At 44.8% G+C, this 12,544-nt stretch carries 6 protein-coding genes; 1 reads left to right on the top strand and 5 read right to left on the bottom strand.

The window, feature by feature from the left end:
• Positions 1 to 393 precede the first annotated feature (393 nt).
• The 5 genes from QE357_RS15360 to QE357_RS15340 all read right to left on the bottom strand — a co-directional run bounded on the left by QE357_RS15360 (position 394) and on the right by QE357_RS15340 (position 11,437).
• Positions 394 to 1,491, bottom strand: a complete 1,098-nt coding sequence (locus tag QE357_RS15360) for an acyltransferase (protein WP_309709184.1) — start codon at positions 1,489 to 1,491, stop codon at positions 394 to 396.
• 68 nt (positions 1,492 to 1,559) lie between these two features.
• On the bottom strand, positions 1,560 to 3,935 hold the full coding sequence (locus tag QE357_RS15355; protein WP_309709181.1) for an ABC transporter permease: 2,376 nt from the start codon (positions 3,933 to 3,935) through the stop codon (positions 1,560 to 1,562).
• 150 nt (positions 3,936 to 4,085) lie between these two features.
• Positions 4,086 to 6,479, bottom strand: coding sequence for an ABC transporter permease (locus tag QE357_RS15350; RefSeq protein WP_309709178.1), 2,394 nt, complete (start codon positions 6,477 to 6,479; stop codon positions 4,086 to 4,088).
• Positions 6,480 to 6,552: 73 nt separating this feature from the next.
• On the bottom strand, positions 6,553 to 8,943 hold the full coding sequence (locus QE357_RS15345) for an ABC transporter permease (protein WP_309709175.1): 2,391 nt from the start codon (positions 8,941 to 8,943) through the stop codon (positions 6,553 to 6,555).
• 82 nt (positions 8,944 to 9,025) lie between these two features.
• The gene (locus QE357_RS15340) at positions 9,026 to 11,437 is read right to left on the bottom strand and encodes an ABC transporter permease (protein ID WP_309709172.1); all 2,412 of its coding nucleotides are present in this window, start codon (positions 11,435 to 11,437) and stop codon (positions 9,026 to 9,028) included.
• A gap of 459 nt (positions 11,438 to 11,896) precedes the next feature.
• Between QE357_RS15340 and QE357_RS15335 the strand changes: the two genes are divergently transcribed.
• Positions 11,897 to 12,415 carry a hypothetical protein gene (locus tag QE357_RS15335; protein WP_309709170.1) on the top strand — a complete coding sequence of 173 codons (519 nt, stop codon included), beginning with the start codon at positions 11,897 to 11,899 and terminating at the stop codon, positions 12,413 to 12,415.
• The last annotated feature ends 129 nt before the right edge of the window (positions 12,416 to 12,544 follow it).

Here is a 12,544-nt window from a genome sequence, read left to right as displayed (position 1 = left end):
AGACTTCAGGCCGACCGATGCCAGCGAAAAAGCTGGCATCATTCGTCTACCATCCAATTGTTGATGCCCCCGTCACTGTCACTAGGCCAGAGCCGAGCGACGGGGGAGCCAATTTTTCCTGCCTGTCCTCTAGAACGTAGCGAGAGACCTTCTCAGGAATGGGGCGGGGCTGGTTTCATTAAGTTACTGCCTGACCCAATAAGCTTGAAAAAGGTCATACGCTTCTTCGCTTTGCTCTGAATGACAGACGCTGATGATCAAGTAATGATGTCTCCTTCAGGTATGAAATAGCCCTAAATACCAACCGTGTCTCCAGATGAAATCCCGGGACTTACTAAAATCTTATTTTTAGCCCTTCTTTAAAGAATGAGCTTATGGCTGTCAATTTTTTGCTTACGACTTTGTCCAACCTCTTTTGAGGCGATGGGTAAAGTATTTTCTTAACGGAATATCCAGTAGGACCATGACTGCGTAGGCAAAGAGGATTAACCAAATAACACCAGCAATCATGACGACAACCATCTCTTGAACGGACGGTTTCTTTACATCCATATAACTCAGCACCAGCCAGATGAAAGGGTAGTGCGTCATGTATAAAGGGTAAGAAATATCGCCCAGGAACTTACAGATTTTCTGATACACTAAATGATGCGTAGCCCCAGCCCCAAGAGCTACCAGAAAAGGCAGGTAAAAGATAAGCACCAGAGGATCTACCAGCCCACTGGTGTGCTTCGAGAAAGGGATCAGAAAGCTGAGTAATAACAGGATACTCAATGAAACTAATCCGAGTTTCGATGGAATGATCCACTGGGAACGGTACACAAGGATTCCGGCCAGGAAGGAATACAACATTCGATACCCACCACCCATCACGTTATCTCCCCCAAAACCTACGCCTAAAAAGTTCGAACGATGGGCTTCAAAAGCCAGGGCAACAGCGGCAGCAATGGTTAATAGCCAGAGAATTTTATGATTGATTTTAACCAGAAATAAAACGTAAACAAGGTTGGCTATGTATTCCCAGAATAAAGACCAGGTGGGTGGATTTAAATGAAAAAGATTAAAGTAACGCTCTTTGACCAGTGGGTACGGAATCATCAGGCAGGAGGTAATAAACATGGGGATGATTCGGTCGGCGTACTTCTGGTAAAGATTACTAAAAGGATCAAAAACGAAAGCGAGTAATCCAATGACCGAACCGATGACGACGAGCGGATGTAAACGAATGAGTCGTAGTTTTAAAAAGGTACTAATGCCCATTTGCCGGACTCGCTGATCGTAGGCATAGGCAATCACAAAACCCGATAAACAGAAGAAAAAGTCAACGGCAAAGTAGGCGTGAGCAATGAAATTGTCATGGTAATCGGGCTTGATGAGTTCCATGAAATGAAAAATGACTACCGCAACGGCAGCCACTCCACGCAGGCCATCCAGCACTTCAAAGTGTTGCCTGGTTTGTAACAGGGTAGGGTTTGTTTCTTGGGTAAGCATGGTTTTCGGTTAAGCATCGGTGATTTGCTATGAACCCGCCCGGAAGCGGGTTCATAGCAAATAGCACATTACTCGGTTTTTAAACTCTTCACCGGGTTCATTAATGCTGCCGAAATGGCCTGGTAACTTACCGTAGCCAGGGTAACAATCAGGGCTCCGATACCCGCACTGGCGAAAATCCACCAGCTAAGGTCTGAATGGTATTCATAACGAGAGAGCCAGTTATTCATTAAATAATAGGCAATGGGAACGGAAATGCAGAATGAGATAATCACCAGCCCGACAAAATCCTTGGAGAGAAGGCCCCAAAGGTTGAAAACCGAGGCTCCCAACACTTTCCGAACACCAATCTCCTTGATGCGTTGCTCGGCCACGAAGGAAGCCAAGCCAAACAGGCCCAGACAGGAAATAAAGATGGCGAGACAGGCAAAGAACGTAGCGAGTTTACCCACACGAACCTCCGAAGCAAATTTCCGAGCGTATTCTTCGCTAGAGAATTTATAGTCGAATGGGGCACCGGGGTCGTGCTTCCGGTAAATTTCTTCAATGCGACTTAACGCCCGACTCACGCCCGTTTGCGGAGCAATTTTGATGGTAATGATGCCTGACCAGCCGGGATTATAGGTGAAAATAGTGGACATGGCGGGTCGATAGGGAGAATCCATAATGACATCTTTCACCACACCAATGACGGTATAAGCCTTATCGTTCCATTTGATCGTTTCCCCAACCACATTCTTCATGCCGGTGTACTTGGCCGCCGATTCATTCAGAATCAATGCACTGGAATCTGTAGCAAATTTGGTTGAAAAGTCACGTCCACTGACGAATTGTAATCCTACCGTTTTTCCAAAATCTTCACTCACGGCAACCGTACCAAACAGGGCTTGTTTATTGGGATCTTTGCCCTTCCAGTCGAAACCAATCTGATTGGAATAGAGCTGGGTAATCGGGCTTGAAGATTTAGTGACATTCGCTACCACACCGCTGGAAAGTAACTCCGTCCGGAAAGCTTGGTAGTTTTTGTAACTTTCCTCCGTGTTCATATTCAGGTAGATAAGTCCTTCGCGGTTAAAACCTACGGGACGATCTTTGGCAAACTGTACCTGACGGAATACCGCAATAGTGCCGATAATCAGCGTTACGGAAACAGTAAATTGCAGAACAACCAGCACCTTTCGGGGTAAGGAAGCGTAACGCCCCACGCGGAAGGTGCCTTTTAATACCTTCACGGGTTGAAAAGAAGAGAGGTAAAAAGCGGGGTAACTGCCTGAAATCAAACCCGTAAACACGGTAAAGCCAACGGCCATTAACCAGAAAACCGGACTTTGCCAGGGTAAGGCTAAATGCTTGCTGGAGAGATCGTTGAAGAAGGGTAAAGACGCTTCAACCAATAAAATACTCAGGGCCAGAGCCAGAAACGAAACTAGCAACGATTCACTCAAAAATTGACCGACCAACTGGGTCCGAACGGAGCCAATGGCTTTTCGAATGCCTACTTCTTTGGCTCGTTTTTCGCTGCGGGCCGTGCTGAGATTCATGAAGTTAATACAGGCCAGTAGCAATACAAAAGCTCCAATGCAGCCAAATAACCAGACAAATTCAATCCGTCCGCCGGCAATGACTCCGTTTTTAAACTCAGAATACAAATGCCACTTCGACATGGGATGCAGGAAGACCTCTGGTTTGGCTGCATCCTTGGGGTTATGATTAAGAATGGTATTCTTGATTTTGGCGGAAACCTTTTCAAAGTCGGCGGTTGGCTGGAGCTGAACGTAAGTCTGAAAGGAGTTATTTCCCCAACTCTCGCGGCTTTCCTTCACCCAGGGTTCTGCAATCAGATATAACTCCCAGGGTAAGAGGTAATGCACTTCATTGAGTTCAGTGTTGTTGGGGAGGTCTTTATAAACACCTGTTACTTTTACTTCCGATTTGTTATCGATCTTAACGATCTTATTGATGGGGTCTTCATCCCGAAAAAGAGCCTTCGCTAGTGACTCATCAATAATTATGGAATGCGGATCTTTCAGGCCCATTCTGGTGCCTTTCAGCATTTCAAGCGAGAGCATATGGGGGCCGTCTGCACCCATGTAGTTGCCGGTTTTATTAAGCTTCGTGCCTTTATAAGCCAGAATATGCCCGAACGTCCAGGAGCTGGGAACGACGTATTTAAAATCTGAATATTTTTCTTTTAACTCATGATGTAACGGAACGGGCACTGCGGTCTGCGTGCCTTTACGACCGTCCCAGCTTTGGTGCATCATGACCTGAGCAATGCGATCATGGTTTTGATGATAGCGGTCGTAGGTCAACTCATCCCAGATCCAGAGACCAATCAGCATGGTTACAGCCATCCCTAAAGCCAGCCCAACGATATTAATGAGGGAATAAACCTTGTTTTTCAGTAAGGCCCGAATGGCTACTTTAAAGTAATTACGTATCATGAGGTAAAGGTTTAACAGCGTATAATTCAAAGATGAAAAAGCCGAAATTTTCGTTGCATCGTTTTTGAAAATGTTTGTCAAAACTAAACTTCCAGAAAGTTTAGAACTTTCTGGAAGTCAGCTAAGAGAAGTACCGTATTAGTTAAATCATTACTCCGACTTCAAACTCTTCACCGGGTTGGCCAGAGCTGCCCGGATGGCCTGGGTACTGATGGTAATCAAAGCAATCAGTAAGGCCACGCCAGCCGCCGCCAGGAATACCCATCCCTGCAACTCAATGCGATAGGCAAAGTCTTCGAGCCAGCGATGCATGGTGTACCAGGCCATGGGAAAGGCAATCAGTGAGGCAATGCCGATCAGGATCATGAAATCCTTTGAGATCATTCCGACGATGCTGGTAACGCTGGCTCCCAATACTTTGCGGATGCCAATTTCTTTGGTACGTTGTTCGGCTGTGAAAGTTACCAGTCCAAACAGACCGAGGCAGGCAATGAAGATCGTCAGGAGGGTAAACGTTACCAGCAAACGGCCCTGTTTGATTTCTGCTTCGTACTGATGAGCGAAATTCTGATCCAAAAAGCTGTATTCAAACGCATGGTCGGGGTCGAATTTTTGATAAACCTTTTCAATATACGCCAGCGTCGCCTGGGTGTTTTCGGGTCGAATTCGTACGTAAAGATTATCTTGTTGAAAATCGAGCGGCATTTGCATGACCAGCGGTTCAATTGTATGCTGGAGTGAATAGACATGGAAATCTTTCACCACACCAACGACCTGCGAATGACCACGAATTTCATTATTCTGCCCTGCGTTGAATTCTACCCGTTTTCCGATGGGGTTTTTCCAGCCAAGTTTTTTTACCAGTGTTTCATTCACCAGAACAGATTCATAAAGGTCTGTTTTGCGACTTTTGTCAAAATTCCGTCCGGCTACGAGTTTCATTTCCAGTGTGTTGAGAAAATCTTCATCCACATCAATTCGCTTGGTAATCACGCTGGATTCGGAAATTTCTCCATTATTCTCGAAGTAGAATCCTTTACCCCCCAGGTCATTATTCCCAATCGGGTTACCCGCCGCCGAAACCCCTTCGATCAATGGATTTTTTAGTAACTCATCTTTAAGCTGTGGAATCTGTTTGCGAACCTCCGTTTTATGGACATGAAAAGTTAATACCTGATTGCGGTTGAAACCCAGGTCTTTTGAGGAGGTATAATGCATTTGCTGGTAAATAACCGCCGAGCCAATCAGCATACTGATGGTAACCATAAACTGGAAAACCACCAGCGATTGACGAAAACGTTTGTTGGTAGCGGTATTACCTAATTGTCCTTTTAAAGCCGGAATAGTACGGAAACCGGAGAGAAAAAAGGCGGGATAACTGCCACTTAAACCCCCCATAATCAGACAGAAAACGAGTAATAAAGCCAGCGTGGGAAGAACGCCTAGCTGCCAGAGTGATAGCTCTTTTCCTGAAAAATCATTAAAGAAAGGAAGACCCAATTCAACTATTAAAATGCCTAACAAAGAAGCGGCCAGGGTTAAAATGATTGATTCGGCCAGAAACAGACTAACCAGTTGATTGCGGTCTGATCCAATGGCTTTTCGGACGCCCACTTCCCGCACTCGCAAAGCGGAATGGGCCGTGGAAAGATTCATGTAGTTGATCGCCGCAATGAGTAGAATTAATACTGCTATAATGCTGAAGACTACAATGTATTTCACATCGCCATTCGCACTAATTTCATAATCCAGATGGGAGTAAAGGTGAATGTCTGTGAGTGGCTGAAGATGAAGTTTGTAATCGACATTCCCCATTTCCTTCTGTAAATGATCGGGGAAAAAGCGAGTTAACTTCTTTTCCAGCGAAGCTACATGCGTATGGGGTTTAAGTAATATATAGGTGTAAATCGAGAAATTCTGCCAACCGTCCGTATAATCTGCTGGTAACGAACGCAGAGCTTTAAAGTGAAGGTGAGAGTGGGTAGGAGCGTCTTTGATAACTCCGGTAACCAGATTCTCATAATTATTTTCCAGATAAACCGTTTGATTCAGAGCACGTTTCGCATCGCCAAAGAGCTTCTTAGCCATACCTTCGGTCAGTACGATGGACTTGGGTTTGGATAGGGCAGTTTTAGGATTGCCGTACAAGAAAGGGAAATCGAAAACCTCAAAAACGTTAGCATCGGTAAAACAGATTGCTTTTTCTGTATACTGCTTGTCACCGACCCGAATTGGGCCGCCGCCTTCCGGAGAAAACCGAACGGTTTCCTGAATTTCGGGGTAATCTTTTTTTAAGGTGGGAGCAAAAGGTGCGGAAGTGATGGCCAGATCAAAATGCCCATTATCCCAATTAGCCGAATGTACGACCCGATAAATGCGATCCGATTTTTCGTGGAAGCGGTCGTAGGTGAGTTCATCAAGAATAAATAGTCCAATCATCCAGAACGCTGCCAAACCTACCGCCAGGCCGAGCAGATTAATCACTGAAAACATCCGGTTTTTCAGTAGATTACGTAAAGCAACTTTCAAATGATTTTTCAGCATAGCTTTTTAGGTTGCTGGTTGTTAGTTACGGGTTGTTAGTTTTTGTAACGACTTCAACTAACAACTCATCTTCCTACTCTGATTTCAAACTTCTGATCGGATTCATTAAGGCCGCTTTTACGGCCTGATAACTAACCGTCAGCAATGTTACCACTAACGTAGACAGACCTGCCAGAGCAAAAACCCACCAGGATAATGAAACGCGGTAGGCGTATTCTTCCAGCCACTTACTCATGGCAAACCAGGCCAGTGGGAAGGCAATCAGGGCCGCAACCAGCACCAGTTGAACGAACCCTTTGGAGAGCAAAAGAAAAATGTTACCGACGGAAGCCCCCAGCACTTTTCGAATACCAATTTCTTTAATTCGCTGTTGTACTACGTAGGAAGTCAATCCGAATAAACCCAGACAGGCCAGAATGATGGATAGTGTAGTGAAAATATTCATGAGTCTACCCAGCCGAATTTCAGAGTCGTAGAGGAGCTTGTAGGTATCATCCAGAAACGTATATTCAAAGGGCTGGGAAGGAACCAGTTTTTTCCAGGTAGCTTCCAGAAAAGCCAGCGTTTGAGGCACGTTGTGACCACTAAGTTTAATGAACAAACGATGCCCCTGTTTTTCCGGGAAAAGAACCAGGGGTTTAATCTTTTCGTGTAAACTGGCAAAGTGAAAGTCTTTGATGACGGCTTTGACATAACCTGGCCGGGAAGCGTCCAGAAACATGCGTTTGCCAATCGCTTCCTTAGGTGTCCATCCGAGCTGGCGGGCGGCACTTTCATTCAGAATAAACTGATAAACAGACTGATTGGCATCGGGAAGGTCGGTATTCGTAATATCCTGTTGAGTTAAATCCTGACCCGCAATCAACTGAACGCCAATGGTTTTTAAATAATCTTCATCAATAGGGTTGGCATTGACTGAAATCTGATTGGATTCAGGCATATCTGCCGACCGCATACTATACCCACTGACAATATTAGCCGGGTTGTTTGCACTGCGGGACGCATATAAAATATCAGGATTCTTTTTTAGTTCATCCTTGATCGTAAGGATCTTATGCTGAGCTTCTCTATTAAGAAAGAGTTGCACCAACTGGTGACGATCAAAGCCCAGATTCTTATTTTGAATGTAATGAAGCTGGTTTTGAATAATTAACGTTGCCGCAATCAGAAAAATAGAAATAGTAAACTGGAAAACGATGAGTGACTGCTGTACCCGCTTCCCGGAACTGGTGTGTTTGAATGCTCCTTTGAGTACTTTAATGGGCTGAAAACCGGAAATAATCAGGGCTGGATAAGTTCCTGCCAACAAACTAATGGCAATGGTAATGCCTAACGTAAAGGCTATAAAGGGAGCGGTGAAAAGGGCACTGTAGTGCAGGGAAGTGGCCGCTACTTCATTGAAATAGGGAAGCAAAAGCACCACTACGTCAAGGCTAAGTAATACAGCAACCACGCAAACAATAAAAGATTCCCCGATAAACTGCCAGAAGAGTTGTGAATTATCCGCTCCAATTACTTTTCGAATGCCTACTTCTTTAGCCCTTTCGACGGAGCGTGCTGTACTTAGATTAATATACGTAAAGCAAACAATCATCAGAATCAATCCTGCGATAGCAGCCAGAATATACAGATAGGTTACTGGGGTATTCGCCACCAGGCCACCATAGGGAGAATGCAAATGGATCTCTGAAAACCGTTCCAGGTAATAATCAATGGTCGCTCCAGAGCCTGCCATTTCTTTTTTCATGAAAGGCGAAATCTTGGCCTGAAGGAAAGCCAGGTCTTCTGGTTTTCTCAGTAACAGGTACGTAGTGTAGTTAGCGTTGAAATACGAAGTTTCCTGATTGGCTCCCAATGAAGAGAATGAGGCCAGAAAATCGAACTTCAACTGGGAGTTGGCAGGGTAATCTTTAATAACCCCGGTTACCTGATAGGATATGGTATCAGCGGCGGTTAACAGCAATTTCCCAACCGGATTGGCCGAGCCAAAGTATTTTTTGGACGCAGATTCCGTAAGTACCACCTTGAAGGGGCCATCCAGGGCATGGGCTGAACTTCCGTGAATAAAGTCCGCCTGAAACACTTTGAAAAAGCTGGAGTCAGCGTAGACAAATTTCTGTTCTGAAACCAAGGTATTGTTTAACCTTAGAGTGGCCGTAGAACCCGAGAGCCGAACCGCAGACTCTACTTCTGGAAAGGTTCGCTGAAAAACGGGAGCGACTTTTGTACTGGTAAAATTACCCTTCTGAGCCTTGTCGTTGCTGCCAAAGCTATACTCCATAATAACCCGTGCAATCCGATCGCCCTTGGGCTGAAAACGGTCAAAGCTCACTTCGTTCTGAATGTAAAGACCAATCAGAAGACAGCCGCTTAAACCAATCATGAGTCCGAAGATGTTGATGAAAGAGGAGGTCCGGTTTTTCCAGAGATTTCGAAAAGCAATGGTGAAATAACTTTTAAGCATGGCGTTTGGGGTGCTTAGTGACTACTGCTGCGGTTAATGGATTGCTGATTGTTAGAAGACTCTAACAATCAGCAACTAAAAACTACTCACTTTTCAGACTCTTGGCTGGGTTAGCCGTAGCTGCCCGGAAAGATTGGTAACCAACCGTGAGAATGGCGATGAAGGCTGTAATAACGATAGCAAGTACAAAGACCGTCCAGCCGATGCTGATGCGGTAACTGTAATCTTCCAGCCATTTGGTCATGACCCACCAGCTTAACGGAGCGGCTACGACGAAGGCAATTAAGACCAGCTTGCCAAATTCCATCCCGAAAAGCCCCAGAATCTGACTCACGCTGGCTCCAAGTACTTTTCGAACCCCAATTTCTTTGGTTTTCTGGGCAGCCATGAAGCTGACGAGTCCGTACAGTCCCAGGCAACCAATAATGATGGCAATGCAAGAAAAGACACGAACGAATTGCAGAATAAGATTTTCCGTTTGATAAAACTTAGCGATTCGTTCGTCCAGAAAGTATTGAGAATAGAGGAAATCCGGGAAGGTTTCGTTCCAGACCTGCTCAATGCCAGCCAGGGTTTGAGGCAAATGGGCCGTGTTAACTTTCAAGCCAGCACTGTAATAGCGTTTGTGATCAGAGAAAATAGCTATGGGCTGAATCTGACTGTGTAAAGAAAGATTATTCCAGTCTTTAATCACGCCATAAATGGGAGCACTGATATTCCAGAGCTTTAAGTTTCTGCCAATAACATCGGCAGGCTTGATGTTTTTACCCAACCGTTTGACATAGGTTTCATTGACCAGGTAACCGCGAGTACTGTCGCTTTCGGGCAGATTTTTACCGGCTACCAGCTTCAGGCCGTACGTTTCAAGGTAATGGGGATCGGCGAGTTTGGTATTAACGGACCATTTTTCATTTTCCTGACGGGTATCGAAACGGTGGCTGGTTTCATTGTTCGACTGACTACTGGGGGCATGCGACTGAAAGGTAACCTGGCTGACTCCGGGAACCCGCTGTAATTGGGTCCGAAATGCTTCGGTTGCTTTTTCTGGTAAAGGAATATCAATCAGAACGATAGCTGAGGGGTTATAACCAATGTCTTTTCCCCGGAAAAAATCCATTTGCTGGGTAACCACGATAGCTCCAATGATGAGTAGCTGCGTGAGTACGAACTGTACAATAACCAGACTACGCCGAACGGATAATCCACCCACTTGCTGGGTGTTTATTTTCCCTTTCAGGGCTGCTACGGGCTGAAAACCAGCCAGCACGATTCCCGGGTAAGAGCCCGACAACAGAGTAACCGTTACCAGAAGAAAAGCCAGAAACAGCAGCATGGGGGCATCGGTAAAGAGACTCAGACTACCAAACAGGTTGAGCCCCGTTGACTCATGAACCCAGTGGTTGACTGTTGGCATAATCAGCTCGACCAGCAGGACGGCCAGGAGAATGGAAATGAGCGTAATCAGGCCTGTTTCAGAGATAAACTGCCAGAAAAGCTGTGGTTTCGTTCCACCAATGACCTTTCTTACGCCTACTTCTTTGGACCGTTTCAGGGCCTGTGCCGTGGCCAGGTTGATGAAATTAATACAGGCTGTGACCACGAGGAATAAGCCAATCACTCCCAGAGCATAGAGTTGAGAATAACCAATTTCAGCATCATAATCGGTATTAAAGCTAACCTCACGCAGAGAAAGAATAGGGTGAGCCATCTCTTTATAATCATCAGGCTTATATTTCTTCAGAAATCCCTTCAGGGCCTGCTCAACGGTTGATTGCTTCGTTCCTTCTCTCAGCAGAATGAAACAATGGGTGCTGGAATTGATGCTGCCCCAATCCTCAAGGTTTTTCCCCGGACCGTTTTGGTAATTTTTAAGCGTAGACCATGAAATAAGGATTTCCTGCCGAACCCTCGTGTTTTCGGGTAAGTCGGCCAGTATTCCTGTGACTTTTACATCCAGCTCATTATTAATTCGGAGTCGTTTGCCGATAGGATCTTCAGAACCAAAGAATTTCTCCGCCATTTTGCGGGTCAATACCACATTATTGGGTTGGGTAAGCGATAGTTTCGGATTGCCCGTTACCCACTGATAATCAAGAATGTCAAAAAGGTCGGGTTCAACGTAAGCAACGGTGCTTTCTTCACTGAACTTTTTCTGCGGAAGCCCTTTCGATTGAGGGATGGTTACGAGCTGGCTGTGTCGGTCGTAAATCAGGGCTACCTTTTCCAGGAAAGAAAAGTCAGCCCGCAGGGCTTTGCTCATAGGCATGGGCACGCCGGGTGTATGAAAGACTTGATCGCCGTGAAATTCAGTCATTACTCGGTAAATGCGGTCTTTTTGGGCGTGATATGCATCAAAACTGGTCTGGAATTTAAGGGTCTGAAAGATCAGAATACCGCAGGTAAGTCCCAACGTAAGACCAATGACATTGAGCAGGGTATATCCTTTATAACGCAATAAGGTGCGGTAAGCAACGAGGAAGTAGTTACGTAGCATAAGTGAAGCGATCTGTTACAAAAGCTAATTCCAAAGTTATGCCGTTGTAAAGGGGTAATGTGTAAGTTGTTGATTATCAGTTAAGGTAAGGAAACAAATTGTCCGAAAACGAACAGTGTTTCGTTCGCTTTCGGACAGAGTCCGTAGAGACGCGATTGATCTCGTCTGGTAGAGGCGATTTTGTTATCCCTGCCATGGCTGGTGTCTCACCAGCCATTTGTACGCAAACGGTGTTTGGTGAGACACCAACCACGGCATAGGAGCTTCAAACGAGGGCTAGCCTTTTATACTACTAATCAATGCCTATTCTTTCTTTTGGTAGAGACGCGATTGATCGCGTCTGGGTAGAGGCGATTTTGTTATCTCTGTCGTGGCTGGTGTCTTATCAGCCATCTTATGCAAACGGTGTTTGGTGAGACACCAAACACGGCGTAAATTGTAATTACTCACTTTATTAATATGAAAAACTTTTTTTTAGTCATTCTGATTACTTTGATTTCTACTTCTCTTGCTGCTCAAAATAAGAAGATAAAGTGGTGGGAATCCATGAATAATGCAGATGAAATCGTTTCAGAATACATTCGCTATATCAATCAGGAGCAATATGCTGTACCTGCGTTAAGCATTCAGACTTCAGGAGATTCCACCTGGATATACTTAACCGGATTAGTTTTGCATAGTGAGATTAAAGATTATCCACCTGATTTTATATTAAATCATCCTTTGGGAAAAGTGGCTTGTTATACAGGTTTTAGAAAATCTGTTAGTTTAACTATAGATTGGTTTGAAGTAGCCAAGAAGGAAATAGGTAGTAAGCTATGCGATGACTTACATGGAAAAGACATTAAGAATAAGGATGGGTCTATTAGTATTGATATGAGATGTTCATTCAAATATGACCCCTATCAATTGAAAATAGTCATTTTTAAAAATAAAGTAGTTAAAACAGTTTTTTCAGATCGTCCTTTTCCTTATTAATGAAATTAAGAGATTCAAAGTATTTCAATAATAAAGGTATTTAGATACTATTTTCCCGCCCTGGCTGGCGTCTCACCAGCCATTTTATGCAAACGGTGATTGGTGAGACTCCAACCACGACGTAAAGGT

Source organism: Siphonobacter sp. SORGH_AS_0500, assembly GCF_031453245.1.
Taxonomy (GTDB): Bacteria; Bacteroidota; Bacteroidia; order Cytophagales; family Spirosomataceae; genus Siphonobacter.
Note: the sequence above shows the minus strand (reverse complement) of the source record. Positions and strands in the feature narration are given on the sequence as shown.